General features: G+C 58.1%; 23 protein-coding genes. 13 read left to right on the plus strand and 10 right to left on the minus strand.

Annotation, left to right across the window (positions count from 1 at the left end):
• The first annotated feature begins 5 nt into the window (after positions 1-5).
• From QIT27_RS09745 to QIT27_RS09755, 3 genes are read left to right on the plus strand one after another with little or no spacing between them, the layout of a single operon-like run.
• Positions 6-836: a FadR/GntR family transcriptional regulator gene (locus QIT27_RS09745; protein WP_285263660.1), complete on the plus strand. Its 831-nt coding sequence runs from the start codon at positions 6-8 to the stop codon at positions 834-836.
• A gap of 18 nt (positions 837-854) precedes the next feature.
• The gene (locus tag QIT27_RS09750; protein WP_285263661.1) at positions 855-2126 is read left to right on the plus strand and encodes a Zn-dependent hydrolase; all 1272 of its coding nucleotides are present in this window, start codon (positions 855-857) and stop codon (positions 2124-2126) included.
• Positions 2127-2128: 2 nt separating this feature from the next.
• Complete coding sequence (locus tag QIT27_RS09755) at positions 2129-3547, plus strand: amidase (RefSeq protein WP_285263662.1); 1419 nt, start codon at positions 2129-2131, stop codon at positions 3545-3547.
• On the opposite strand, the gene hmuQ is transcribed toward QIT27_RS09755, so the two are convergent.
• On the minus strand, positions 3516-3818 hold the full coding sequence (gene hmuQ / locus QIT27_RS09760; RefSeq protein ID WP_062363117.1) for a heme-degrading protein HmuQ: 303 nt from the start codon (positions 3816-3818) through the stop codon (positions 3516-3518). The genes QIT27_RS09755 and hmuQ overlap by 32 nt on opposite strands.
• Before the next feature lie 112 nt (positions 3819-3930).
• Here hmuQ and QIT27_RS09765 point away from each other — a divergent pair, with 112 nt between their 5' ends.
• Positions 3931-5511 (plus strand): cryptochrome/deoxyribodipyrimidine photo-lyase family protein, encoded by a 1581-nt coding sequence (locus QIT27_RS09765; RefSeq protein ID WP_285263663.1) that lies wholly within the window; start codon positions 3931-3933, stop codon positions 5509-5511.
• Between the two features lie 294 nt (positions 5512-5805).
• Here the strand turns inward: QIT27_RS09765 and QIT27_RS09770 are convergent, their stop codons facing one another.
• From QIT27_RS09770 to QIT27_RS09785, 4 genes are all read right to left on the minus strand, one after another.
• A complete protein-coding gene (locus QIT27_RS09770; RefSeq protein WP_285263664.1) occupies positions 5806-6900 on the minus strand; it encodes a DUF4238 domain-containing protein in 1095 nt (364 codons plus the stop codon).
• A gap of 345 nt (positions 6901-7245) precedes the next feature.
• On the minus strand, positions 7246-8517 hold the full coding sequence (gene gabT / locus QIT27_RS09775; protein ID WP_285263665.1) for a 4-aminobutyrate--2-oxoglutarate transaminase: 1272 nt from the start codon (positions 8515-8517) through the stop codon (positions 7246-7248).
• 11 nt (positions 8518-8528) lie between these two features.
• On the minus strand, positions 8529-9980 hold the full coding sequence (locus QIT27_RS09780) for an NAD-dependent succinate-semialdehyde dehydrogenase (RefSeq protein WP_285263666.1): 1452 nt from the start codon (positions 9978-9980) through the stop codon (positions 8529-8531).
• 29 nt (positions 9981-10009) lie between these two features.
• The gene (locus tag QIT27_RS09785; RefSeq protein WP_159343352.1) at positions 10010-11425 is read right to left on the minus strand and encodes an APC family permease; all 1416 of its coding nucleotides are present in this window, start codon (positions 11423-11425) and stop codon (positions 10010-10012) included.
• A gap of 234 nt (positions 11426-11659) precedes the next feature.
• On the opposite strand from QIT27_RS09785, the gene QIT27_RS09790 reads away from it, so the two are divergent.
• The 5 genes from QIT27_RS09790 to QIT27_RS09810 all read left to right on the plus strand — a co-directional run bounded on the left by QIT27_RS09790 (position 11660) and on the right by QIT27_RS09810 (position 16377).
• Positions 11660-13078, plus strand: coding sequence for an aminotransferase-like domain-containing protein (locus tag QIT27_RS09790; protein ID WP_285263667.1), 1419 nt, complete (start codon positions 11660-11662; stop codon positions 13076-13078).
• A gap of 77 nt (positions 13079-13155) precedes the next feature.
• Complete coding sequence (locus QIT27_RS09795; RefSeq protein WP_217352972.1) at positions 13156-13851, plus strand: transglycosylase SLT domain-containing protein; 696 nt, start codon at positions 13156-13158, stop codon at positions 13849-13851.
• An 11-nt stretch (positions 13852-13862) separates the two neighbouring features.
• On the plus strand, positions 13863-14603 hold the full coding sequence (locus QIT27_RS09800; RefSeq protein ID WP_285263668.1) for a sulfite exporter TauE/SafE family protein: 741 nt from the start codon (positions 13863-13865) through the stop codon (positions 14601-14603).
• Positions 14604-14673: 70 nt separating this feature from the next.
• On the plus strand, positions 14674-15870 hold the full coding sequence (locus QIT27_RS09805) for a M24 family metallopeptidase (RefSeq protein WP_285263669.1): 1197 nt from the start codon (positions 14674-14676) through the stop codon (positions 15868-15870).
• Between the two features lie 135 nt (positions 15871-16005).
• Positions 16006-16377: a hypothetical protein gene (locus QIT27_RS09810; protein WP_253506391.1), complete on the plus strand. Its 372-nt coding sequence runs from the start codon at positions 16006-16008 to the stop codon at positions 16375-16377.
• Between the two features lie 25 nt (positions 16378-16402).
• Here QIT27_RS09810 and QIT27_RS09815 read toward each other — a convergent pair whose 3' ends face one another.
• On the minus strand, positions 16403-17959 hold the full coding sequence (locus QIT27_RS09815) for an RNA/DNA-binding domain-containing protein (RefSeq protein ID WP_285263670.1): 1557 nt from the start codon (positions 17957-17959) through the stop codon (positions 16403-16405).
• 298 nt (positions 17960-18257) lie between these two features.
• Between QIT27_RS09815 and QIT27_RS09820 the strand changes: the two genes are divergently transcribed.
• The 3 genes from QIT27_RS09820 (at position 18258) to QIT27_RS09830 (ending at position 20630) form a co-directional block, all read left to right on the plus strand.
• Positions 18258-19376 (plus strand): alkene reductase, encoded by a 1119-nt coding sequence (locus QIT27_RS09820; RefSeq protein ID WP_285263671.1) that lies wholly within the window; start codon positions 18258-18260, stop codon positions 19374-19376.
• A 167-nt stretch (positions 19377-19543) separates the two neighbouring features.
• Positions 19544-20011: a TspO/MBR family protein gene (locus tag QIT27_RS09825; RefSeq protein ID WP_285263672.1), complete on the plus strand. Its 468-nt coding sequence runs from the start codon at positions 19544-19546 to the stop codon at positions 20009-20011.
• 28 nt (positions 20012-20039) lie between these two features.
• Positions 20040-20630 carry a cell division protein ZipA C-terminal FtsZ-binding domain-containing protein gene (locus QIT27_RS09830; protein ID WP_159343360.1) on the plus strand — a complete coding sequence of 197 codons (591 nt, stop codon included), beginning with the start codon at positions 20040-20042 and terminating at the stop codon, positions 20628-20630.
• Positions 20631-20633: 3 nt separating this feature from the next.
• Here the strand turns inward: QIT27_RS09830 and QIT27_RS09835 are convergent, their stop codons facing one another.
• From QIT27_RS09835 to QIT27_RS09845, 3 genes are all read right to left on the minus strand, one after another.
• Positions 20634-22220, minus strand: a complete 1587-nt coding sequence (locus QIT27_RS09835; RefSeq protein WP_159343361.1) for an ABC-F family ATPase — start codon at positions 22218-22220, stop codon at positions 20634-20636.
• A gap of 128 nt (positions 22221-22348) precedes the next feature.
• Positions 22349-23200 (minus strand): sirohydrochlorin chelatase, encoded by an 852-nt coding sequence (locus QIT27_RS09840; RefSeq protein WP_285263673.1) that lies wholly within the window; start codon positions 23198-23200, stop codon positions 22349-22351.
• Between the two features lie 26 nt (positions 23201-23226).
• Complete coding sequence (locus tag QIT27_RS09845; protein ID WP_285263674.1) at positions 23227-24138, minus strand: histone deacetylase family protein; 912 nt, start codon at positions 24136-24138, stop codon at positions 23227-23229.
• Positions 24139-24176: 38 nt separating this feature from the next.
• Here QIT27_RS09845 and QIT27_RS09850 point away from each other — a divergent pair, with 38 nt between their 5' ends.
• Positions 24177-24764: a gamma-glutamylcyclotransferase gene (locus QIT27_RS09850; RefSeq protein ID WP_062374154.1), complete on the plus strand. Its 588-nt coding sequence runs from the start codon at positions 24177-24179 to the stop codon at positions 24762-24764.
• Here QIT27_RS09850 and QIT27_RS09855 read toward each other — a convergent pair.
• Positions 24755-25282 carry an HPP family protein gene (locus QIT27_RS09855; protein ID WP_016915214.1) on the minus strand — a complete coding sequence of 176 codons (528 nt, stop codon included), beginning with the start codon at positions 25280-25282 and terminating at the stop codon, positions 24755-24757. The genes QIT27_RS09850 and QIT27_RS09855 overlap by 10 nt on opposite strands.
• Positions 25283-25340: the final 58 nt, after the last annotated feature.

Consider the following 25340-nt stretch of genomic DNA (forward strand, 5'->3'; position numbering starts at 1 on the left):
GGTTGATGACTCAAGCCCCTGTTTCAACCTCGCCGCGCCGACCCAAGCTTGCCGAGCTGATTAGCGACGACATTAAGCGCTGGATCGCCGCAGAGTCACTGGGGGAAGGTGACCGGCTGCCCAATGAAAAAGCGCTGATGGAGCTTTACGGTAGCGCTAAGGGCACCGTGCGCGAAGCGCTCAAGATCTTAGAGGTTGAGGGGCTCATCACGTTAAAAACCGGGCCTAAAGGAGGCGCGGTCATTAATCAGCCCAGCATGGAGCCCGCCAGCCGCATGCTGCGTAACTTTCTGCACTTCCAGCAACTGGATGGCAAGCAGGTGTACCAGTTACGCAAACTGCTGGAAGTAGAACTGGCGGCTTCCGTGGTGGGTAAGCTCACCGAGCAGGACTTCCAACATTTGGAAGCCAATATGTCGGCCTGCGCCTGCTGTGCGAGTCATGAAGAGGATCACCGGCACCAACGTTTTCTAGAGCTGGAGTTTCACCAGCTGCTGGCCCGCGCCTGCCCGAATCCATTGCTCGCGTTTATGTGTCAGTTCTTAAACGACATGCTGCGCGATTTGGTGGTGATCAAAAAAGCGTACGTCCCGGAGCGAAAGCAATTCGACCACGCCAATCAGGATTACCACCGCCAGCTAGTGGATGCCTACCGCGCTGAAGATGCCCCGCGTGTGCGACAGATCATGGCCGAGCACATGGCCGATGCTGAACATCACATGAGTGCACTGGAAGCAGAAATGGCGGTACAGATGCTGGTCAGCAACGACTCACCCAATCATCAGAATCACCGTTCCAAGCTGCACGACTTACTAACGGAAAACACATCCGTTTAACTTTGCGAGGAGAGTGAGATGAATACCTACGTTACCCCCATCAAAGAGTCCAACCTACTCACTGACAGCGACCGCCTTTGGGCGTCGCTCATGGAGATGGCCAAGCTAGGGGCCACGCCGAAGGGCGGCGTGAATCGCCAGGCGCTGACCGACTTAGAGCGCCAAGGCCGCGACCTGTTTATTCAGTGGTGTCGTGCTGAAGGTTGTACGATTCGTATTGATAATATTGGCAATATTTTTGCCCGCCGGGAAGGCAGCGACCCCAGCGCCAAAACAGTCATGGCGGGCAGTCACTTAGATACCCAACCCACCGGCGGTAAATACGACGGCTGCTTCGGTGTCATGTCTGGCCTTGAAGTGATTCGCACCCTAAACCAGCACAACATCACCACGCAATCGCCGATTGAAGTGGTCGCGTGGACCAACGAAGAAGGCTGCCGATTTCCCCCTTGTATGATGGGCTCCGGGGTATTCGCCGGTGAGCTGGCGTTTGACGCCATGATGGCGCGCACCGACGCCGATGGTGTCACGGTCAGCGATGCCTTAGATGCTATTCACTATCGCGGCAGTGATGAGGTCTCGCCCAGCGAGATCAAAGCCTATTTTGAGCCACACATTGAGCAAGGCCCCATTCTCGAAGATACCGACACCACCATTGGCGTTGTCATCGGTGGGCTTGGGCAGAAGTGGTTCGACTTAACCCTCATAGGGCTTGAAGCCCATGCAGGCCCCACCCCAATGAATCTTCGTCGGGATGCCATGATGGGGGCCGCAGAAGTTACTCAAGCGCTCAACCGAATTGCCCATGAGCACCAACCCCACGGGCGCGGCACGGTAGGCTGTATGACGCTACACCCAGGTTCGCGCAATGTCATTCCCGGCCAAGTCAAAATGACCCTGGATATGCGCCACTGGGAACCCGACGCCCTGATCGCCATGGGCCAAGCGGTGACGACCGCCGTCGAAGACATTTGCCAACGTCACGGGCTGGAATACGAGCTCACCCCCACCGCAGATTTTGCGCCTGAGCATTTCAATAAAGCATGTGTGGATAGCGTGCGACAAGCCGCTGAAAAGCTGCAGCTGTCACACATGGATATCATCAGCGGAGCCGGGCACGATGCGATGTTTGTTGGCCGTGTCGCCCCCGCTGCCATGATCTTTATTCCCTGCAAAGATGGCATTAGCCATAACGAGATTGAAAGGGCCACCCCCGAGCACGTCCACGCAGGCTGTAACGTTTTACTGCACGCCATGCTCAATGCGGCCGGTGTGAAAAGCGGGGAGTAATCATGGCAGATACCTTTGAAACCCTGACGGCAACTGATGCATTGGCACGTTTCAGCGAGGGCTCGCTTTCGCCGGAAACGCTGGTGGAGGACTGCTTAACGCGTATTGAGCGAGATAACCCTAAGGTGAATGCCTTCACCTGTATTAACGGGGAAGAGGCACGCCGTTTAGCGGCAGAATCCGCTCGACGCTGGCAAGTAGGCTCCCCCTGCGGTCCGCTAGACGGCATTCCAGTGACGATCAAAGATTTAACCCTAACCAAAGGCCTACCTACACGGCTGGGTTCCACCACCACGACTCCGGATGGCCCCTGGGAGGTAGATGCGCCCATTAGCCGTCACCTACGCAATGCCGGGGCCATTGTGGTCGGTAAAACCACCTCGCCTGAATTTGGTTGGAAAGGCGTCACCGATAACCCGCTGCACGGCATCACCCGCAACCCTTGGAACACTGAGCTAACGACAGGAGGGTCATCCGGCGGCGCGGGGGCAGCCGCGGCGCTTAACTTGGGCCTACTTCATCAAGGCAGCGACGCGGGCGGCTCCATTCGTATTCCATGCAGCTTTACCGGCACGTTTGGTATTAAACCCACTTTCGGCTGGGTGCCTCAGTGGCCTGCCAGCACCATGAGTACGCTGTCTCATTTAGGGCCTATGACGCGCACTGCACGTGATAGCGCCCTCATGCTCAGCGTCATGGCCCAGCCCGATGCTCGGGATGGTTACGTTGGGAACCCCACCGGGCCAGACTGGCTCACGCCGCCCCCAGCGAGCCTCAGTGGCTGGCGCATCGCTTTTAGCGCCAATCTTGGCTATGTAGAGGTAGCGCCAGATATTGCCCAGCGAGTTGAGGAAGCCATCGCTTATTTAGAAGCATTGGGGGCCACCGTAAAACGCATTGACCCAGGCTTTAGCGATCCGCTTAAAACGTTTAATACGCTCTGGTTTGCGGGGGCCACGCAGGCACTCGAAAAACTCAACGAACAGCAGCAGGCAGCGCTTGATCCTGGCTTTCTGGAGATTGCACGACGCGGGCAAGACGTATCGCTTTCCGCCTACCTCGCCGCTCGGCGTGAGCGCAGCGAATTGACCGCTCACATGGCCGCCTTTCACGAACGCTATGATTTGCTAGTAACGCCTACGATGCCCATTGCGCCCTTTGCAGCGGGCCACAACGTACCACCGGGCAAACACTATCGAGATTGGATGGATTGGACGCCGTTCAGCTATCCCTTCAACCTGACCCAACAGCCCGCGGCCTCCCTTCCCTGCGGGTTAGACAACCAGGGGCTGCCGGTAGGTTTGCACTTAGTGGCGGGTAAATATCAAGACCTCAAGGTACTGCATGCGGCCCAGTTACTTGAACGCTATTTGCCGCCGCTGACGCCGCCTACAACACCACCTCAAACCCTTCAAACTTAGGCGGGCCAAGGTAGATGCCTTCTGGCGCTTTGGCGTTGGCGTGCGCTTTGCGGAAGGCGTCTGACTTCGTCCAGGCGCGGAAGGCCTCTTCGGATTCCCATACGCTGTGGGAGATAAACACGGTGTGGTCTTCCTGGCTTTCGCCCTGCAGCATTTGAAACTGCTTGAAGCCCGGCACTTCGTCCAGGTGGGAATCGCGGTTGCGCCATACCTCTAGAAAATCCTCTTCGCGGCCCGGGGCAATCCGAAAACGGTTCATGGCGATATACATAGTGGTTCTCCTGTGGGGCGGGTGTGACTCAGTTGGTTACGCAAACAATCGCTTGATGGTAACGTCATCACTGCATCACGAATAGATAAGTGACGAACAGGCGTTACGGCTAATGGCTCAGGCACCCCTTCAGGTCGTTTGGTTCAAACGCGATTTGCGCATTCACGATCACGCACCGCTGGCCAACGCCGCAGCGGCGGGCCCTGTGCTGCCGCTATTCGCCATCGAGCCTGAGCAGTGGCAAGCGCCCGACAGCGCCCTGCGCCACTGGCAGTTTGCCGCCGATTCACTGGTTGATCTTGCCCAAGCGCTCAACACGCTGGGCCTGCCACTATGCCTGTGGCAGGGCGATATAGTGGAGTGCCTGGTCGCGCTCAAAGCCCACTACGGCGAACTGGTGCTGCACTCCCACCAAGAGACTGGCAACGCCTGGAGTTTTGAGCGCGACCAACGCGTTCAAGCGTGGTGCCACGCCCACCAGGTGCCCTGGCAGGAAGCCCGCCAGCAGGGCGTGATTCGCGGGCTGAGTAGCCGCACAGGGCATCAATCCCGTTGGGAAAGCCACTGGGAAACGCTGATGGCCGCCCCCACCTATCCCGCCCCGCCAACAGCGATGGCAGCACCCGGTTGGCAAGCATTTCATCACGTAGACATAGCGCAACTGCCCTCACTCACCTTGGGGTTCGATACCACGCCCTGCCCCCAACGCCAGCGCGGCGGGCGCAGTGAAGGCCGCGCGCTGTGGCTGAGCTTTATTACCCAGCGCGGGCGGCGCTATCGCGGCTCGCTCTCTAAACCGTTACTGGCCTGGGAGTTTGGATCGCGGCTCTCCCCGCACTTGGCCTGGGGCACGCTCTCCATGCGGGAAGTAGTGCAATCCCTGCGCCGCCAGCGGCAAAAGCACGCCGACGACATCGCCTGGGCTCGCTCGCTGCGCGCCTTTACCTCCCGGCTCTACTGGCACTGCCACTTTATTCAGAAGCTGGAGAGCGAACCCAGCATCGAGCATCAAACGCTGCACCCGGCGCTGCGCGGCCTGCGGGAGCGCGACCCGGAACACCCGCATCTGATCGCCTGGAAGCGCGGCCAAACCGGCGTGCCGTTGGTGGATGCCTGCATGCGCAGCCTGACTGCCACCGGCTGGATCAACTTTCGCATGCGCGCCATGCTGCTTTCCCACGCCACCTTTGGCCTGGGGCTGCACTGGTATGAACCAGCATTGCACCTAGCACGGCTGTTTACCGACTTCGAGCCGGGCATTCACTACCCCCAGGTGCAGATGCAGGCAGGCGCTACCGGCACCAACGCCATGCGGGTCTACAACCCGATCAAGCAAGCAGAAGATAACGACCCCACCGGCGAGTTCATCGCCCGCTGGGTGCCGGAACTAGCGCCACTGCCGTTAGAGTGGCGCGCCAAACCCTGGGCGTTGCCGGAAAGCCTGCAAAAACGTTTCGGCTTTCAACCGGGCATCGACTATCCCATCCCAAACGATTTCGAGGCCGAAGCGCGCTACTGGAAGAAGCTGCTCTATGAACTGCGCCGCACGCCGGAGGCTAGAGATGCCAGCCAAGCGATTGTGGAGAAGCTGGCGAGCCAACGTCGACCGCCCGCTCAGCGCGCTAGAAAAGCAAAACCCGACAATCGTCAGCAACTTTCGCTGTTTGACGAGGGCGGGTTGGAGAGCACCTAGCAGTTCTGCTTAATTATGCCTTATTAACTTCTTCGCTAGAAAATGTTGCTTTCTTGAGAAAATAAGGCACATCACCTGAAATATGAAAAGGGCTTTATTTTCTGCCACACTGTTAAGATTTATAGCGCATTACATCAATAATATTATTAGCCCTTACCAACATTACACATCGTTTGAGGAGCAAGCAACGTTTATCTATTCAATTCATAGGGAAGAGCTTTACACTTTTAGCAAGTGCGCCTTTGCAATTACAGTGTAGAAAAAAATTAAACGGGCATTTTGTTTCTACAACTTTTAGTATCCAGTATACATCTTCTCAAATGATGGGCCACCGGAGTCATCTATGCGTGACCGACGAACACAGCCTACCCCAGTGCCGTTTGTCATACCAAAACCTTTCTTCCTCCACTGCAATAGCATTGGCCATGCCTTTGGGTTTGGAAACAAGGTTTGCGAATGCACCAGCGCTTCCTGGTGGCTTTCATATTCAGGCTTACTGACAACTCGATATCGTTTGTACTCTCCCACTTCTCGATCTAGAACTGCGTAATGAAGAACATGCCTTTCGTTAAGACGATTATCTTTACATGCAACATAATCTTCCCTTAACTCTTGACTACTAAATTTTTGGCCGGGAAAAATATTCGCTCTGCCATTCAAAAACTGTAGTTTATTAAGAGCATGTATATCGCTTTCTCGCTTTGTTTTAACAAACCCACAACTCTTAGAAATGGAATAAACATCTGAATCGTAGGCTATAAAAGCAATATTTTCACATAAGGGCAAAATCGCTAATGCTCCAGATGATCCTAACCCAAAGGTTGAACCACGATGCCGAGCATCAGATTTAAACCACCTATTATTAAAAATAGCAGGGTCATCTGATGTAATGAATGGGAATTCGGTTGCATTCTTAATTAAACAAGCTTTTAAATCGTCAATCACTTCCATATTTTCAGCAAAGACACGCATTGCTATTTGCACTGCATCGCGTATTTCTAAATTGAAGGAAGTATCTGCTCCAGCCAGCCCTACAAAATCATTACTCATCTCAACCGCCCGCTTAGAGGCAGCTTCAGTTCGAAGGTACTGCAACAACCAGAAACGCTTGAGAATTAACTCATCTTCTGCTAAAAAATTATTATAGCTTGAGGATCTAATCCTCTTCAAAACGCCAGCATATTTTTGCTCAACAATCTGAATGGCAGCTTCCAACCTCTCATTCTTACCATAGAAATATGAGCTTGAGCACTGATGCTTTACTGCAGCATTCTCGATCATCTCTTCACGATCGATATTAAAAACTCGTATCGCTTTACCTGTTCCATCATGTGTAAATGGTTTCAAGTAGCATCGCGGGACAAAGTGCTGATTCTTATTGGTCGCCAATTAACCACTCCTACCCCAATCAAGAGAGTAACGTCAAAGATATTAGACAGCACGCTCTAACTTTCAAAAAAACCAAATAAGTTTAATCGAAAAACCTGGAATTTAAAATCACCGAAAACTTTCGCTTCTTTTATCTATCAACTTCCAGCCAAATAGATTTCTAAAGCTTTATCTTGTAATACAATTTACCTAGAAAATGCAAATTATTAAACCCAGCTTAGCACACGGCACCGAGAGCAACCGACAATCTCGTCCTTAGACTTTCAACGCCCATAAAAAAACCCACCCACCGCCAACAGCTTACGCTACCTGACGATGGGCGGGCTAAGTACTACCTAAACGCTACTAGCTAAGCGCCTCCAACGACTCCTCAATAATACTCAACCCTTCCTCCAACACCGCAGACGACACCGTCAGCGGCACCAGAATGCGGATGCTGTTGCCGTAGAAGCCGCAGGAAAGAAGGATCAGGCCTTTCTCGCGGGCTTTGGCGCAGAGTGCGCCGGTCATCTGCGGGTCGGGCTTGCCGTCGCTGTTGAGCAGTTCGAACGCGGCCATAGCGCCAAGCTGGCGGCCGTGGGCGACGGCGGGGAAGCGCTCTTCCCATACCGCGAAGCGTTCGGCCAGCATTTTGCCCATCTGCTCGCTGCGGGCCAGGATGTTCTCTTCTTCGATGGCTTCGATCACCGCCAGGGCCGCCGCGCAGGAGAGCGGGTTGCCGCTGTAGGTGCCGCCTAGGGAGTTGGGGCCGGAGGCGTCCATTACCTTGGCGGTGCCGACCACGGCAGAGAGCGGCATGCCATTGGCGAGGCTCTTGGCGGTGGTGAGAATGTCCGCTTCGATGCCGCTATGCTCCAGTGCAAACAGCTTGCCGGTACGGGCAAAGCCGGACTGCACTTCGTCGGCAATTAGCAGAATGCCGTGTTCGTCACACAGGGCGCGCAGGGCTTTCAGGTAGTCCGGGGAGGCGATGTAGAAGCCGCCCTCGCCCTGTACCGGTTCAATCACGATGGCCGCTGTGCGGTGCGGGGCGATATCGGTTTTGAACAGCGTGCGAATGGTGTTCAGCGAGGCTTCTTCACTAATGCCGTGCAGCGGGTTGGGGAACGGTGCACGGAACACGTCGCCCGGCATGGGGCCGAAGTCGTTCTTGTAGGGCAGCACCTTGCCGGTCATCGCCAGGGTCATCATGGTGCGGCCGTGGAAGGCACCGTCGAACGTGATGATGCCGGTGCGGCCAGTGGCGGCGCGGGCGATCTTCACGGCGTTTTCTAGAGCTTCGGCACCGGTGTTCACCAGCATCGCTTTGCGCTCGGGGCCACGCACCGGGGTGAGTTCGCAGAGCTTTTGGCACAGCTGCACGTAGGGCGCGTAGGAAATGACCGCGGCGCTGGTGTGCATGACTTTCTTGAGCTGCGCTTCGACCGCCGCGACGATTTTCGGGTGGCGGTGGCCCAGGTTGAGCACGCCAATGCCGCCCGCGAAGTCGATCCAGCGTTTGCCGTCGGCGTCCCACAGTTCGGCGTTTTCGGCGCGCTCGGCAAACTGGGTGGTCGGCGTGGCGGCACCGTTGGCCACGAAGCGGTTTTTCAGGTCGTTCAATTCTTGGTTAGTCATCATCGTTCTCTTTACAGGCCGCCTACGCAGACGTACTTCAGTTCGGTAAATTCATCGAGGCCATGGTGGGAACCTTCGCGGCCCAACCCGGACTCTTTCACGCCGCCAAACGGCGCAAGCTCGGTAGAGATCAAGCCTTCGTTGACGCCCACCATACCGTACTCCAACTGCTCCATGGTGCGCCAGATGCGGCGGTAATCCGTGGCATAGAAGTAGGCGGCTAGGCCAAATGGGGTGTCGTTGGCCATGGCGATGGCTTCTTCATCGCGCTGGAAGCGGAACACCGGCGCGACCGGGCCGAAAGTCTCTTCATCGGCGACGGCCATCTGTGTGGTCACATCCGCCAGCACCGTAGGGGTAAAGAAGCGTTCGCCCGCCGCGTGGGGCTGGCCGCCGCACAGCAGGCGCGCGCCTTTATTCACTGCGTCATCGACGTGGCGCTGCACTTTATCCACGGCGGCTTGGTTGATCAGCGGGCCGATGATGCTGCCGTCGGCTAGGCCGTCGCCTACCTTCAGCGCGTTCACGCGCTCGGTGAGCTTGGCGACGAACGCATCGTAAATGCCGTCCTGCACCAGGAAGCGGTTGGTGCATACACAGGTTTGCCCGGCGTTGCGGAACTTGGAGGCGATGGCACCGTTCACGGCGGCGTCCACATCAGCGTCGTCAAACACGATGAACGGCGCGTTGCCGCCCAGTTCCATGGCGGTTTTCTTCACCGTGCTGGCGCACTGGGCCAGCAGGTGTTTGCCCACCGGGGTAGAACCGGTAAACGACACCTTGCGCACCCGAGGGTCGGTGGTAAGCACCTCGCCCACAGCGGCGGGTTTGGAAGCAGTAACCACATTGATAGTGCCTGCGGGCAGGCCCGCTTCCAGCGCTAAATAAGCGGCGGCCAGGGCGGTCAGCGGCGTGGCTTCGGCGGGTTTGATGACCACGGTGCAGCCAGCGGCCAGGGCCGGGGCGCACTTGCGGGTAATCATCGCCAGCGGGAAGTTCCACGGGGTAATCGCCGCGACCACGCCCACCGGCTCGCGCAGTACCAGCAGGCGCTTGTCCGCGCCGTGGCTGGGCAGGGTTTCCCCGGCCATGCGCTTGGCTTCTTCGGCGAAGAATTCGATGAACGAAGCGCCGTAGGTCACTTCGCCTTTGGCTTCCGCCAGCGGCTTGCCCTGCTCTAGGGTCATCAGGCGGGCTAGGTCGTCGGCGTGCTCATTGATCAGCTCAAACCAGCGGCGCAGCAGCGCGGAGCGCTGTTTCACCGGGGTGGCGCGCCACGCGGCTCCGGCTTCGTACGCGGCGGCCACGGCGTCGCGGGTGTCGTCGGCGCTTAAATCCGCTACATGGGCGATGGTTTCGCCGGTGGCGGGGTTATCGACGGCAAAGGTCTGCTGGCCTTTGCGCCACTGCCCGCCCACCAGGGCCGGTACGGCATCGTGCAACCACTGTTCTATAAAGCTCATAGCGTGCTCCTTTAAAGTGTTGGAACGGCTTACAGGTCAGCCATCATGTGTTGGTCGCTGTAGGCGCGGCCGTAGGTGCGCAGGGCGTGGATGTACAGCCCCACCCCCAGCAGCGACCAGCCCGCGAAGATCGACCACTCAGCGCCGCTCAGGGCCGCCGGGCTACCGGGCAGGTAGAGGCACGCCATGCCGAAGGAGAGCACGACCGCCAGGGTGCCGCACAGCTTGCCGTGACGAATGCGGAACGGGCGCGGCATATCCGGCTCGCGAACCCGCAGCACCACGAAGGAGATGGCCACGAACAGGTAGGCAATCACGATGCCCAGGCCACCGGCGTTGACGATCCACACCAGCGCGGGGCGGCCGAAGAACGGAGCGATACAGGAGAGAAAGCCCATCAGGAAGATAGCGTTAGTGGGCGTTTTATAGCGCGGGTGCAGCTTGGCAAACGGCGCAGGCAGCATGCCCGCACGGGCTAGGGCGTAGATCGCCCGGGAACCGCCGATGTAGAAGGCGTTCCAGCTGGTGATGATGCCCGCAATACCGGCCAGTATCATTAAGTTGCTGGCCCATGGGGCGTTGAACAGGCTGCCCATGGCATCCGGCACGCTCAGGGAACTTGCCGCCAGCTCGGTGCTGTTCAGGGCAAGGCTGGTGGCCAGAATGATCAGCGCGTACCACACCACTGCCAGAATGACCGACATCATCAGCACTTTGCCTATGGCTTTGTAAGGCAGGTTAATCTCTTCAGCGGCTTGGGGAATGACGTCAAAGCCCACGAACAGGAACGGCACCATGACCAGCACCGCGACAATGCCCGCCACCACGCCGGTATCGGCCTGGGTGAACAGCGGCATCATGTTGATGGTTTCGCCTTCAAACAGCGCGCCCGTGACAAACAACACACCAACCAGCAAAATCATGCCGGTCACGACTTTCTGGATCAGCGCTGCGGTGGTCACACCGAAGTAGTTGATAATCATCATGGCGAGCGAGCCGCCAACACCGACAGCCACCCACGTCGCTTTGACTTCCCAGCCCGCGATGGTCCATAAGTGGCCAACCGCATAGTTTGGCGCTAGGTGCTCAATGACGGTGGGCAGCGCCACGGCTTCAAAGGCCACCACGCTTAAATAGCCTAAAATAATCGCCCAGGTGCATAAGAAAGAGGGTAAGTGACCCAGGGCGCGGTAGCTGTAGACATGCTCACCGCCTACTTTGGGCATGGCGGAGGCCAGCTCGGCGTAGGTCAGGCCCACCATGATGATCGCTAAACCACCGACGATAAACGCTAAGATAGCGCCTACGCTGCCAGCGGATTGAATCGCAGTGCCGGTTAATACAATCCAGCCCCAGCCAATCATCGCGCCGAAGGCGAGGGCTAATACGTCGCCGCGGGCCAGTACCCGGACGAGCTTATCCTGTTCAGAAGAGGGAGTGGTCATCGCACAGTATCCTGCAGGTTATTGGATGTTGTCGTTGGCGCTCTGTGGCGCAGTATCCTGATTCCAGTGACGGAATAGTTACACGCTAGCAGGCGGCGGTCAGAACGCGAATGCACCACTTTGGCGTTCGACTAGACCACTTTTTCAACGCACCAAATAAGTGCATAGCTGACATAATGCTTTCGTCTAAACGCCTGACAGCAGCGGGCTTCACGCGGGAAAGGGGGCGTTGATATGGATCGCCAGCAAGTCTTGCACCAATTTATGCAACTTTATGCACTCCAACCGGAGCGGCTGAGTAAGCAGGTGCGCATTGAGCAGGCGCTGCGCCAAGCCATTACGCAGCAGTGGCCCAGCGGGCTGCGTTTGCCTTCTCATCGGGTGTTGGCCGATGCCATTCAGGTGGCGCGCCAAACCCTGGCCCTGGCGATTGGCACGCTGTTGGAAGAACAGTTGCTGACCACCGCCCACGGCCAAGGCACCTGGACCTGCAAGCCGGTAACGCCCCCACCCGATGCACCCACCAATGTGCAGCTATCACAGCGCGCCCAGCGGGTGCTGCAAGGCCCTGGGGCTAGCATGATTCAAAGCGGGGCCTTCGTGCCCGGCATTCCCGATATCGCTCAGTTCCCCATGCGCAAATGGCGGCAGCTCTACGCCAGCGTGACGGTGCCGCAAAATGCGCTGCTGCTCTCCTACTCCACCGGCGGCTACGGCCCGCTGAAACGGGCGATTCGTGATTTCCTGGCCCGCTGGCGGGATATCCATTGCGATACCGAGCAGATCATCATTACCGATGGCACCCACAACGGCATCGAGCTGTGCGCCGTTGCCCTGGCGGATGTGGGCGATACGGTGGCCATGGAGTCGCCCTGTTATTGGGGTGCGCGCAACGTGTTTACCGCCGCCGGGCTTAACATCGAAATGCTGCCGTGGCGGCCTGAAGCTGGTCATGCCTTGCCCGCCACTCCCGGCCCCGTGGCGCTGGCTTACCTCACCGGCTCGCACCACTATCCGCTCAGCGTGCCGACCAGCGCCGAGCATAAACAGCGGCTGTGTGAGGCGTTATCGCCCACCTACGTGGTGGAAGATGACTATGAATTTAACCGCGACGACCACCCCAACCTGCTGTTCGATGCCCACTCTGAACGCCATTTGCTGGTAGGCTCTTTCTCTAAGATGATGTTTCCCGGCCTGCGGCTGGGCTACTTGGTGGTGCCGCGCCATTTGGCAGGGCCCATGAACCGCCTGCGCAGCGAGCTGTTTCGCGAGGGCCGTATGCTGGACCAAGCCGTGCTGGCCCAGTTTATTTTTGATGGTGATTTGGATGCCTGGTGTCGGCGCATTCAGCGGGACTATTTAGGCCGCCAGCAGGTGCTGCACGACCAGCTGCGCTCGCTGCCCCACGTGCGCTCGGTGTCGGCTCCCAGCAGTGCCATCAGCCTTTGCGTGGAGTTCGAGCCGGGCATTAACGATGTGGCCATCGCGCAATCGTTACTGAAAGAGCACTTAATCGTGCGGCCGTTAAGCCCAGTGTGTGCGCCGAACGACCCACGCGTTGGTTTGGTGATGGGGGTGGGCATGCTCTCTGGGGAAACGCTGGTGCGAGAGGCACAGCGCCTGCGCCGCTGCCTGGAGCCGCTGCTGCGCTAAGCGCCCAACGCGCTTTATCCGTCATCAGTACACTACACAAAACGTGAGCAATACGTCTTATCCACAAGGACCGTCCTATGCATCGCCCTGTTGATAGCTTTTGGGTCTCTACGCTCTCTTCCGCTGCTTCCTCTTCCACCGCCCAGCTACGCGGTTGGCTGGCCGTCGCTGCCCTACTGCTGCTCTCTGGGTGCGCTACTTTTGCGCCCAGCCCGCCGGAGGATCAGACCAATATCTGCGAGATTTTCCGCGAACAGCCTAGCTGGTACGACTACGCGCAAGCGTCGGAAGAGAAGTGGGGAACGCCCATCGCGACCCAAATGGCGTTTATTCAGCGGGAGTCCTCGTTTCGCAGCCACGTGCGCCCAGACCGCAAATACTACCTTGGCTTTATTCCCGGCCCGCGCCCCTCTTCCGCCAAAGGCTACGCCCAAGCTCAAGACCCGGTGTGGGGCGAGTACGAAGACCAAGCGGGCAGCCTATTTGCCCGGCGCACGCATATGAAACACGCCACCGATTTCATTGGCTGGTACAACGCCCGCACTCGCGCGCAAACGGGCATTTCGCTCAACAATCCTGAGCACCTCTATTACGCCTACCACGAGGGCGCAGGCGGCTATCAGCGGGGCACTTATCGCAGTAAACCCCAGGTGCTCAACGCAGGCCGCCAAGTGGCGAGCCTTTCCAACCGCTACCAGGCCCAGCTCAACAGCTGCCAGGCAGAGTTCCAGTGCCGCAAGTTCTATCAGGTGTGGCCATTCTGTCGTAGCTGAGGGCGTCTTTCATGACACTGTTAATGGGATTCGCCTTTGTCGGCGTGGTGTTTTTCACTTCCATGCTCTCCGGCGTATTTGGTATGGCGGGCGGGCTGGTGTTGCTGTGGTTCCTGCTGGTGATATTCCCCGCCAGTACTGCCATGGCCGTGCATGGCGTCATTCAGTTAACGGCCAATGCCTCTCGGGCGTGGCTTTCGCGGCGCTTTATCGTGTGGCGCATTGTGGCGCTTATGGCGCTGGGCGTACTCAGCGCGGCTGGGCTTCTGCTGCTGTTTAACTACACGCCCAATGCGGCCACTGTTTCTTTATTAATCGGGCTGCTGCCCATCTTGGTCTGGACGCCCAAGCACTGGTTCCAGCTCGATGCCCATCGCGCCAGCCACGCGTTTTGCTGCGGCATCGCCTCGGGTGGCCTCACGATTGCCGCCGGGGTATCCGGCCCGCTGATCGATATCTTCTTTGTGCGCTCGCAGATGGACCGCCGCCAAGTCGTGGCCACTAAGGCCATGATTCAAGTGGTCGCCCACTCCATTAAAATTCTCTTCTACTTAGGTGCCGCCCTTGCGCTCAGCGTGGGTGAGTGGAGCATCGTGCTACTGGCCGCCCCATTTGCCATGCTGGGCACCCAAACCGGCACACGGATTCTGCACCGCCTGACCGACGCCAATTTCCGCACCTGGACCCGCTGGATCGTCACCGGCATTGGGGTGTTTTACTTCCTGCAGGGGGTGTATCTGTTAACCCGTTAATCGTTGAGGGCCTTCGCGGCACGCTTTAGAGGGCGACCTATACTGACCTTACCTAACGCTGGAGGTCGCCATGGATTACCACCACTACCGCGAAGCCCTTGCCGCATCGCTTGCCCAAAGCGAGCTACCCTTTTCCCCCGCTGAGTATCAAGCGCGCCTTGAGAAGGTGCGCCACGCCATGGCCCAGCGCGAGCTAGACGCGCTGCTGCTCACCGACCCCGCTGATATTAACTACCTCACCGGTTATCACACCTTTGAGGTGTCGGTGCATGCCTGCTTGGTCTGCACGCAAGACAAGCTCGTTCTTCAAGTGGCTTCGATTGAAACGGGGGCTGCGGTGGTGACCGCCCGCGTCGACGAAATTATTGGCTACCGGTGGGAAAACCTGGATGAAATCATCGCTCCACTAGCCGACCTGTTAACCCCCTGCCCGCGTATTGGCATCGACGGCTGGAGCAGCGGGCTGCGGGTGGGCGTGATGGACGCCTTAGCCAAGGCGGTGGGTAAAGAGCGCTTTTTTGAAGCGGGCGAACTGCTTGATGCCATCAAAATCGTCAAAAGCAGCGCCGAACTTGAGATGCTCAAAGAGAGCGCCCGCATCACCGCCGCTGGCTTAGAGACGGCGATGGCCGCCATTCAACCCGGCATGACCGATAACGACATTGCCGCCATTGGCGCTAAAGCGCTCCTCGAAAACGGCAGCGAGTTTATGAGCCTGCAGCCTATCGTGACCAGCGGGCACCGCATTGGGGTGATTCACGTGAACCATAAACGCCGCGTGATTCAGGCCAACGAGCCCGTGTTTTTAGAGTTCGGCGCAGCGTATCAGCGCTACACCGCACCGATGATGCGCACCGCCGTAACCGGCACCCCGAACGCCGCTCTCACCGCCACCCAAGAGCTCTGCCGCTCGATGTTTGAAAACCTCTGCGAGGCCATGCGCCCCGGCCACTCTTTTGATGCCGCCGCCCAGGCCGCTGATACCCTGCTGGCCCCTCAACGCGACCAACTGTTTTTCTCCGGAGTGTTTGGCTACGCCGTGGGCGCGCAGTTTCCGCCGAGTTGGGTAGAAGGCACGGGCTACATTGCCAAAGGCCAAACGCGCACCTTTGAAGCCAACATGGTGTTTCATTTACCGCTCTGCCTGCGGGTGCCCGGCCAGTGGGGCGTTGGCTTAAGCGATACTGTGGTGGTCACCGAACAGGGTGCCAAGCCGCTCACCAACAATGATTGGCAGCTTTATCAGGCCCGTGATAATGGCCCTTGAATAGTTCGAGACAATAGCCTGAGATTGACACCGCGATTGAGGGAGGCTATCTTCACCATAAATGCAAATGAGAAACACTCTCTTTTTAGCCAACACCTTGGTAGATAAAGAGCCGTTGAGGTAAAGGGACGTCACATGACCAGTGAACAGCGCCAGCTTCGTCAAACCCTGCTGTTTTTACGCACATCGTTTGAAGCCGTTCAGCACTCGATTGCCGGACGGCTAGAAGACCCGCTTCCCTGCTGGCTAGACACCAGCATGCTCTCAATGCTCTCCCGAGAGCTGACCCGCTGCTGCCAGCAGGCCAAGCCGCTGTTCGCGCCTGCGGTTGTGGAGCAGCTCTTTATCGCCTCCCAACAGTGCGACCTGCTGCTCAAACAGTGCCCCGGCGTACTCAGCAGCGCCGTCTGCCACCGCCAGCTCAGCGCCATTATGCTGCCGCTCACCAGCGCCATCGGGCAGATTGATACGCCGGTTAAACGTCGCTGGCCTTGGTCGAGAGGATAGCCACGAGCAAACCACGCTCAGTCAATTAACCTTTATTTTTGGCAAGTATTTGCTTACCCAACGCGGTTAATCGATATTTCTGAGTTGGGCTACGTGGCGAGTCGGGCTGAGTCATTTCAATCAACCCAGAATTAAGCAGTGGATTCAGCACCGCCGCACGGAACTTGGTTCTGTTGGAGCGCCCCACTACGTTCATCAAACGTGTGATAGGGGCTTCTTCAACACAAGCCTGAAGCAGATCTACTTGCTCCTTACTTAGTCCTTGCTTAGTCCCTACTTGGTCAGTGACATCAGGGGTGCCCTCAACCGCAGTAACCTCATCAATCAAAAAACCTGTATGAATAGGCAAGCGAATTAAGAAGTAGCTACGCTCATCGTCGGTTTCGAATATCGGCTCTGGAGAATTGTTCGCCTTCATCACGCGAAGAATCTTTGGCACACCCGTTGAACGTCCTTCGGTTAAATCCAGCTCTTTTAAAAACTCACCAATGCGCCGATTGCGGTAACGGCGGCTGACGGCTTTACCTGCCTGCAGGTCTTGCAAGCGGATAGAGCGATCTGGCCCTGGGAAACTCAGTACCATCAGCTCTTGACCATCAATACGTATTTCAATGGGTTCACGAATTTCATAGGAGCGATGGTACACGGCATTTACCACCGCCTCTTCAATAGCAGCCAGCGGAAAATTCCAGAAACGCTCAGCCTGAGGACGATCAGCGTGTTTGGTTACGCCCTCTTTAAGGTAGTTGCGATTGATATAGTCCAAGGCATCACGAGTGATGCGGCCAAGCGGCCCCTTAAACACTTTTTCTTCGAAATGATCACCACCAGCTCCGTCTGGAAAGTACACCACGTCTATTTGGGTGGCTGGAAAGAAGTGCTCAGGTTGTTCATTAAAAAACAGCAGACCTACATGCTTGGGGAAAGCCATTTCGCTTGGGCCACCCACCACGTTCATGCGGCGACCCAGGGTTTCAATATCCAACTCGCGGGCTTCAGCCAATAACTCACTACCAATGTCGTGCAAAAAATCACGCATTAAATAGGGAGAAAGGTCGCTTAATTTTGCCGATTGGCGATAGCGATCATCAAAAGGCACGGTGGCTGCTAAGCTCAGCAGCTCACGCTCATCCTGCCCCGAGGCCTTCACCGTGCTGGTATGTTTACGCAGGTAATAGGCCCAATCACTCTTCTTGCTCAGGCTAGTTTTGGCTTTATAAGGGCGTGTTTCTCCGCCAGGAGCCCACAACACCAGAATTGTGGCCCCCTGAATCTCGTAGGTAGCGGTGAGCGGATGATAGTGCGGCGCAATGGCTGAGTGCCCAAGATTTAACAGCTCTTTTTGAATGGCATCGATTTGCTCAGGTAACAGACCAATAGGTGGCAACTGCGGCTGGCCATTTTCTTCAGCAACCCCCACCAACACATAACCGCCACCCAAGTTGTGGAAGTCATTAGCGAAAGCACACAAGGTGTGCAGGATGGACTCAGGGTTCCAGCCCTCCTTGTACTCGACCCTCTCGCTTTCTACGGTGCGGTGATGGAGCAGGTCATTAATATTGATGGGGAGCTTAGGTTTCATGCTGCTTGCTCGGGCACTGGATTGAGGTATTAAGCACGCGTTAGCCCCTATCATGTTTAAGTTAACCTCATGATGTAGAACGGTGCTGGCAAATGCAATTCTGTGATGAGAGACCACACCAGAGGCATTCTCCACCGCCTTGCCCCCTCCTCAACCACGCCTCATTTACTCGGCGGGGTTTTGTTTTGCGCGTCCGTCCCCATTAACTAGGGCATAGCATCGTCGTTGGCGCTTACTAGTAAACTGGTCTATTCTATTCGCCACGATGATAACCACTGCTTCAAAGGAGTTTTGCCCTATGGCGTACGAGACGCTGTTTACCCCTACCACGCTAGGTAGCCTGAACATTCCTAACCGCGTCATCATGGCGCCGCTGACCCGTTCGCGCACGCCGGATAGCGTGCCGGGCAAGATGCAGGAAGCTTATTACGGCCAGCGCGCCGGTGCGGGCCTGATCATTAGCGAAGCCACCAATATTTCTCCCACTGCCCGTGGTTATGTGTACACACCCGGCATCTGGACCGATGAGCAGGAAGCAGGCTGGAAAGGCGTCGTGAATGCCGTTCACGCCAAGGGTGGTCGTATTGCTCTTCAGCTGTGGCACGTGGGCCGCGTTTCCCATGAGATGGTGCAGCCCAACGGCCAGCAGCCGGTAGCCCCTAGCGCGCTGAAAGGTGAAGGCGCTCAGTGCTTTGTTGAATTCGAAGACGGCACCGCTGGTCAGCACCCCACCAGCACGCCACGTGCGCTGGAAACCGACGAGATTCCTGGCATCGTGGATGATTACCGCCAAGCGGCCATCCGTGCCAAGCGCGCCGGGTTCGATATGGTCGAAGTCCACGCTGCCAACGCTTACCTGCTGAACCAGTTCCTGGCCACCGGCACCAATAAGCGCACCGACCAGTACGGCGGTTCGCTGGAAAACCGTGCCCGCTTCCCGCTGGAAGTGGTCGATGCGGTCGTGGAAGTGTTTGGTGCTGAGCGTGTCGGCATTCGTATGACGCCGTTCATCGAGCTGTTCGGCTTGACCGACGATGAGCCGGAAGCGATGGCGTTCTACATGGCAGAGCAGCTCTCCAAGCGCGGCCTCGCCTACCTGCACCTCAACGAGCCGAACTGGGCGGGCGGCGACATCACCTTCCCTGCCGGTTTCCGTGAGCAGATGCGCGAACGCTTTAGCGGCAGCCTGATCTACTGCGGCAACTACGACGCCGAGCGCGCCGAAGCACGCATCAGCGAACATACTGCCGATGCCGTGGCCTTTGGCCGCCCCTACATTGCCAACCCGGATCTTCCGGAGCGCTTCCGCGTGAACGCCCCGCTCACCGAGCCGAACCATGAAACGTTCTATGGCGGCGATGAGAAGGGCTACACCGATTATCCGTTCATGGATAACGGCTATGACCGCATGAGCTAAGCCTCTTCGCGATGCGCAGGGCTGGGTTTCCCCTTTTGGGGGAACCCTTATGGACGAAAAGCATCACTTAGGTGGTGCTTTTTTTATGCCTACGTGTTTTAAAACGCTGCTAGGCTACTGATTCTCTCGTTTTAACGCGCGTTTCTTTACTCACGAACAGGTGGTTTATGCTCGCTTCGCTGTTGGCGCTGCTGGTCTCATTGCTACTGGTGGGTGCCGCTGCCGCCACGGGCGCACGCTTTCGTCCCGATGGTTGGTACCGGGCGCTGCGCAAACCTCGCTGGACGCCGCCCGATCTCGCGTTCCCCATCGCCTGGGGGATTCTCTATCTCTTGATGGCGATTGCGGCTTGGCGGATTTATATGGCGGACGACTCGCCACTGCGTAGCGCGGGCCTTGCTGTGTATGGTGTGCAGCTGTTGGTCAATGCGGCGTGGTCATGGCTGTTTTTTGGGCGCAAACAGATGGCCGCCGCGCTGGTGGATATCGTGCTGCTGTTGGGGCTGATTACGCTGGCCATTGGCCTGTTTGCCCAGGTGAATAGCCTCGCCGCGTGGCTAATGGTGCCTTACTGGCTGTGGGTCGCTCTCGCGCTGGCACTCAACGCCACCATTTTGCGATTAAATAGCGCCTAAGGGTTAACTAACAAAAGGGTGTTACCCCATGGATACAACGTCACTGCCCGTTCTACTGGCCTTTGCCTCGCTGCTGTTAGGGGTGCTGGCCGTAGTGATTTTCGCTTACGTCGTAGTGCCCAAACGACGTCGCGCCAAGGCCAAGGCCGAAGCAGCAGAGGCACCGGTCGCCGCGCCTACGCCGCCGCCAGCGGAAGAGCCGCCGCCCGCTCCCGCCAAGCGCACGGGGAAGGTCAAACAGCACTCGCTGTTCGTCATTTTCAACCAGCCGGATGTCACCACCGATGAGCGATTGACCGAGTGGCTGCGTGGCAAGGGCGCCCATTACGACGCCATCAAGAAGGTGTTTTTGATCGACGGCCAGCAGGCATCTAACCCGATTACCGTGGCCAACGCCTTCCCGCCTGGGGAAATGCCCGACCTGCTGCGCGGGGAAACCCACGAGCCCATTCGGGGGGTTAGCCTGCTGGTGAAGCCGCCGCTGCACAAACGCCGCAATCAGCAGATGCACGTGTATGTGGAACTCGCCAAAGAGATGAACGAGACCTTCAGCGGCGACATGCTGGATGCCGACCGAGAGCCAGCCACCGAGGCCACCTACGCTCAAATCATTGGTTAAGCGCTACACCACGCCCTGGCTGCGCAGGTAGTCGTCGTAGCTGCCGCTGAAATCGACGATGCCATCCGGCTGCATGTCGATGATGCGGGTGGCGAGGCTGGAGACGAACTCCCGGTCGTGGCTAACGAACAGCAGCGTGCCGGGGTAGTTCTCCAACGCCAGGTTGAGCGCCTCGATGGACTCCATATCCAGGTGGTTGGTGGGCTCGTCCATCAGCAGCACGTTGGGGTTGGTGAGCGTTAGCTTACCGAACAGCATTCGCCCCTGCTCGCCCCCCGAGATCACCTTCACCGACTTGTTGATGTCGTCGCTGGAGAACAGCATGCGGCCCAACGCGCCGCGTACCACCTGCTCACCGCCTTTGGTCCACTGGCCCATCCACTCGAACAGCGTGGCGTCATTGGCGAAGTCATCGGCGTGGTCTTGGGCGAATACGCCAAGCTCGGCGGCATCGGTCCACTTCACTTCACCGGCGTCTGGGCGAAGATCCCCCGCCAGCGTTTTCAGCAGGGTGGTTTTGCCAATGCCGTTAGGGCCGATGATGGCAATGCGCTCACCTGCTTCCACGGTCATGGAGAAACGCTTGAACAGCGGCTCGCCGTCGTAGCCTTTGGTAATCGCCTCCACGTTCACCGCGTTACGGTGGATCTTCTTGTTTTGATCAAAGCGGATAAACGGGCTCACCCGGCTGGAGGGTTTGATGTCCTCCAGTTTGATCTTGTCGATCTGGCGCGCCCGCGAGGTGGCCTGCTTCGCTTTGGAGGCGTTGGCCGAGAAGCGGCTGACGAACTGCTGCAGCTCGGCAATTTGCGCCTTCTTCTTGGCGTTGTCCGCATGCTGACGTTCGCGGGCCGCAGTGGCCGCTGTCATGTAATCGTCGTAGTTGCCGGGGAACAGGGTGATTTCGCCGTAATCCAGATCCGCCATGTGGGTACACACACTGTTCAGGAAGTGACGATCGTGGGAAATGATCACCATGGTGCTGCTGCGCGCTTTTAGAATCTCTTCCAGCCAGCGGATAGTATTGATATCCAGGTGGTTGGTGGGTTCGTCCAGCAGCAGCACGTCTGGGTCGGAGAACAGCGCCTGGGCCAGCAGCACGCGCAGCTTCCAGCCAGGCGCGACTTCACTCATGGGGCCGGTGTGCTGTTCGATAGGAATGCCCAGGCCCAGCAGCAGCTCGCCCGCGCGGGACTCGGCGGTGTAGCCATCCAGCTCGGCGTAGCGCACTTCTAAATCCGCTACGGCCATACCGTCTTCTTCGCTCATTTCAGGCAGCGAGTAGATGCGCTCGCGCTCGGCGGCCACTTTCCACAGCTCGGCGTTGCCCATGATAACGGTGTCGATGACCCGTTCGTTTTCGTAGGCAAACTGGTCCTGGCGCAGCTTACCCAGCCGGGTACTGCTATCCAGCATCACCTGGCCAGACGAGGGCTCCAACTCGCCTCCCAGGATTTTCATAAAGGTGGACTTACCGCAACCATTCGCGCCAATCAACCCGTAGCGATTGCCGTTATTAAATTTGACGGAAACATTTTCGAACAGGGGCTTGGCCCCAAACTGCATGGTGATGTTGGCGGTTGCGATCAAGATAGAGGCCCTGGTTAACGAGGAAGCGCTGTTGGAGAAACGAGCACGCTTGCAAAAGCTCGCGATTCTACGCGCCTTTGGGCAACGTTACATCTCCCCTTGCGCGCTTCCCTTAACCGGGCACTTGACTACTGCGCAGGCATTTCAAGCAGAAAGCGTTCTCCGTCAAGCGCTTGGCGCAGGCGTGAGTGTAAAATCTCAACGATCCCCTGGTGCTCGCCGACCAACGCGGTGGTCGTCACCGTCAACCCACTGTGGCGCTGTTCGGCGGCGGCGCAGATCTCGGCGATATCGCCACCCTCACCGGCATGACGACCTGGGGAGAGAAACAGCATCGCCAGCACCACGTTCCCGCTGCTGAATTCAGGCGTATCCAGCAGGTGCTCCAATAGCGGCTCGTTAAAGCGGTACTCGTCGCCGTCACGTCGCTCCATGGAAGCCGCCGCCACGCAGCGCACGTCGTCGCCCAGCAGCACGCTCAATTGCCCAGCCAGGCGGTTACGCACGGCGGTAACGTCGGGAATGGGGCTGCCGTGGTCCACCAGCGCGACCTTGGCAGCGCCTTGTTCAGGCAACTGCGCACGTACGTTATTGGCCAACAGCTGTGCCAAGCGCAGATCGTTACTCCCAAGTTCATCTACCAGTGGCTGAGCAACCCGCACCGACACGTTAGGAAAACGGGCCTGTAGCGCGGCCATTCGCTCCGGCAAGTACCCCGTTAGCGCTTTACTGGGGCCGAAGAAAAACGGCAGCACGATAATCTCGGTGGCGCCTGCCTCGGCGCTGCGTTCGGCGGCGGGGCCTAACGTAATGGCGGGAATGCCATCGACCTCTTCAGCGGGGATTTTATTGGAGTGCAGCAGCGAGGCCGCCTGAACAGTCTCCCCTAGCGTCTCGCTCAACGCGGCCGCCACCCGGCGCAGATTATGGGTCGCCTGGGGGCGCAGAGAGCCGTTATCGACAAGAAAAATAGCGCGCATCGCGTTCGTCCTTTTCAATCAAAGCGTTAATGAGCCGCCAGCACATCCGCAGCGGCTCGATGTAGCTGGGCGTGACGTGTAGCCAGGGCGGCAATATCGCGGTCGTAGCCGCCGCCGATGACCGCCGCCACGGGAATGTCAGACTCACGACAAAGGTTCAACACGTAGTGATCCCGGGCATAGAGCCCGTCGCTGCTGAGCGATAAGTAGCCCAGTCGGTCATCGTGATGCACATCCACCCCGGCATCATAGAGCACTACGTCTGGCTGGTACGCGGCGAGTACCCCAGGCAGCCAAGACGCGAGTTCGGCCAGATAAGCCGCATCCTCCATGCCGTTGGGCAGGTCGATATCCAGGTCGCTTTTTGCTTTGCGGGCGGGGAAGTTACGCGCCGCGTGCATGGAAAAGGTAAACACGCCGGGTTCGTTGGCAAAGAGCCGCGCGGTGCCATCGCCTTGATGCACGTCGCAATCCACAATCAGCACCCGCTCTACCCAGCCCTGCGCCAGCGCGTGGGCGGCGGCCACGGCTAAATCGTTGATCAAACAGTAGCCGCTGGCGGCATCCGCATGGGCGTGGTGCGTGCCGCCCGCCGAGTTGCAGGCAAGCCCGGTGGTCAGGGCCGCTTCCAGGGTGAGCAGCGTGCCGCCGGTTTCCAGCCGCACTCGTTCCACCAAGGCTTGCGACCACACGAATCCACTACGTCGCTGAGCGGCACGATCGAGCTGGCCGTACAAAAACGCCTGGACGTATTCACGGGTGTGCACGCGCTGGAGGCTTTCTATGGTAGCCGGTTGGGGCGTGTGCCACTCGATGGGGCAGGCCAGCGTTTGCTCACCCAATAGCTGCCGAAGCAACCGAAACTTTTCCATGGGGAAGGGGTGATTGGCTGGTAAATCAATCGTATAACCCGGATGATGAACCACCGTTAACGCCATGCGCGTGCAGCCACTTTGGTCACAAATGTAGATCGCTTATGTTGCTTGATACCACGACGTTAAACCAGCAAAGAAACTTCTTCGACGGCCATGCGGATATCTGGCTTTTTGGCTACGGTTCGCTGATTTGGAAGGCCGATTTTGACTATTTAGAGCGCCGGCCTGCGGCGATTACCGGCTGGGCGCGGCGCTTCTGGCAGGGCTCCCACGACCACCGCGGCACGCCGGAAGCGCCGGGGCGTGTGGCGACGCTGATTCGTGCCGAAGGTGCGGTATGTCACGGCATGGCCTACCGCATCACCCCAGAGGTGCTCGCACCGTTGGATGTGCGGGAGAAAAACGGCTACCTACGGGAAAAAGTCACGCTGACGTTTTTGGATGAAGCGGGTAACCCTGACGCCGACCAAGCGCCTAGCGAGGGGCTGATTTATCTGGCCAGCGAAGACAACCCAGCGTTTTTAGGCGATGCCCCGCTGGCCGACATCGCCCAGCAAATTGCCCAAGCCCACGGCCCCAGCGGCCCCAACAGCGCTTACTTGCTGAACCTCGCCCAAGCGCTGCGCGAGCTGGGCACCGAGGATGCGCATATTTTTGCCCTGGAAGCGCAGCTACAGCGCTACCAGTAGCGCGGATAGCGGCGGTGGCGCGCCAAGTTATTGACCAGAATCGCCACCACCAGCATGACGATGCAGCCTGCGCCAATGGGGATCAGAGGATACCACCAGCCCAACTGATGCACGCTGGCACCGCCTGCCACGGCAATCAGCGCAGCGGCAGCCCCTGGCGGATGAACGGTATGGGTAAGCTGCATGACCAAAATGGAGAGCGACACCGCCAACGCCATCGACAGCGGCGTGGCCCCCAGCAGTTGGTAGCAGCCCACGCCCACACAGGCAGAGAGCACGCTGCCAAACAGCACATGGCTGGGCTGGGCAAAGGGGCTTTCCGGGGCGGCATAAATCAGCACCGAGGTTGCCCCGAACGAGCCCACGATCAACAGCTGCTGGGAGAGCCACTCGGCGCTTAGCCAGCAAATCAGCGCCATGCCAGTAAAGGCACCCAGCCACGACCAGCAGGCATCCTGCCAGCCCACCCGGGGGCGCGGCGTTCGTTCTCCGCGCATCTTGCCAAGATACGTTTTCATCGCACTCGCCTTTGCACAAAAAGAGTGCAGATGATGACAAAATGCACCAAAGAAGCAA

Origin of the sequence: Halomonas sp. LC1, assembly GCF_030247125.1 — a bacterium.
Taxonomy (GTDB): Bacteria; Pseudomonadota; Gammaproteobacteria; order Pseudomonadales; family Halomonadaceae; genus Vreelandella.

Coding starts and splice junctions, on each gene's coding strand:
- QIT27_RS09745 (WP_285263660.1), top strand. CDS start 6: ATGACTCAAGCCCCTGTTTCAACCTCGCCGCGCCGACCCAAGCTTGCC.
- QIT27_RS09750 (WP_285263661.1), top strand. CDS start 855: ATGAATACCTACGTTACCCCCATCAAAGAGTCCAACCTACTCACTGAC.
- QIT27_RS09755 (WP_285263662.1), top strand. CDS start 2,129: ATGGCAGATACCTTTGAAACCCTGACGGCAACTGATGCATTGGCACGT.
- hmuQ (WP_062363117.1), bottom strand. CDS start 3,818: ATGTATATCGCCATGAACCGTTTTCGGATTGCCCCGGGCCGCGAAGAG.
- QIT27_RS09765 (WP_285263663.1), top strand. CDS start 3,931: ATGGCTCAGGCACCCCTTCAGGTCGTTTGGTTCAAACGCGATTTGCGC.
- gabT (WP_285263665.1), bottom strand. CDS start 8,517: ATGACTAACCAAGAATTGAACGACCTGAAAAACCGCTTCGTGGCCAAC.
- QIT27_RS09780 (WP_285263666.1), bottom strand. CDS start 9,980: ATGAGCTTTATAGAACAGTGGTTGCACGATGCCGTACCGGCCCTGGTG.
- QIT27_RS09785 (WP_159343352.1), bottom strand. CDS start 11,425: ATGACCACTCCCTCTTCTGAACAGGATAAGCTCGTCCGGGTACTGGCC.
- QIT27_RS09790 (WP_285263667.1), top strand. CDS start 11,660: ATGGATCGCCAGCAAGTCTTGCACCAATTTATGCAACTTTATGCACTC.
- QIT27_RS09795 (WP_217352972.1), top strand. CDS start 13,156: ATGCATCGCCCTGTTGATAGCTTTTGGGTCTCTACGCTCTCTTCCGCT.
- QIT27_RS09800 (WP_285263668.1), top strand. CDS start 13,863: ATGACACTGTTAATGGGATTCGCCTTTGTCGGCGTGGTGTTTTTCACT.
- QIT27_RS09805 (WP_285263669.1), top strand. CDS start 14,674: ATGGATTACCACCACTACCGCGAAGCCCTTGCCGCATCGCTTGCCCAA.
- QIT27_RS09810 (WP_253506391.1), top strand. CDS start 16,006: ATGACCAGTGAACAGCGCCAGCTTCGTCAAACCCTGCTGTTTTTACGC.
- QIT27_RS09815 (WP_285263670.1), bottom strand. CDS start 17,959: ATGAAACCTAAGCTCCCCATCAATATTAATGACCTGCTCCATCACCGC.
- QIT27_RS09820 (WP_285263671.1), top strand. CDS start 18,258: ATGGCGTACGAGACGCTGTTTACCCCTACCACGCTAGGTAGCCTGAAC.
- QIT27_RS09825 (WP_285263672.1), top strand. CDS start 19,544: ATGCTCGCTTCGCTGTTGGCGCTGCTGGTCTCATTGCTACTGGTGGGT.
- QIT27_RS09830 (WP_159343360.1), top strand. CDS start 20,040: ATGGATACAACGTCACTGCCCGTTCTACTGGCCTTTGCCTCGCTGCTG.
- QIT27_RS09840 (WP_285263673.1), bottom strand. CDS start 23,200: ATGCGCGCTATTTTTCTTGTCGATAACGGCTCTCTGCGCCCCCAGGCG.
- QIT27_RS09845 (WP_285263674.1), bottom strand. CDS start 24,138: ATGGCGTTAACGGTGGTTCATCATCCGGGTTATACGATTGATTTACCA.
- QIT27_RS09850 (WP_062374154.1), top strand. CDS start 24,177: ATGTTGCTTGATACCACGACGTTAAACCAGCAAAGAAACTTCTTCGAC.
- QIT27_RS09855 (WP_016915214.1), bottom strand. CDS start 25,282: ATGAAAACGTATCTTGGCAAGATGCGCGGAGAACGAACGCCGCGCCCC.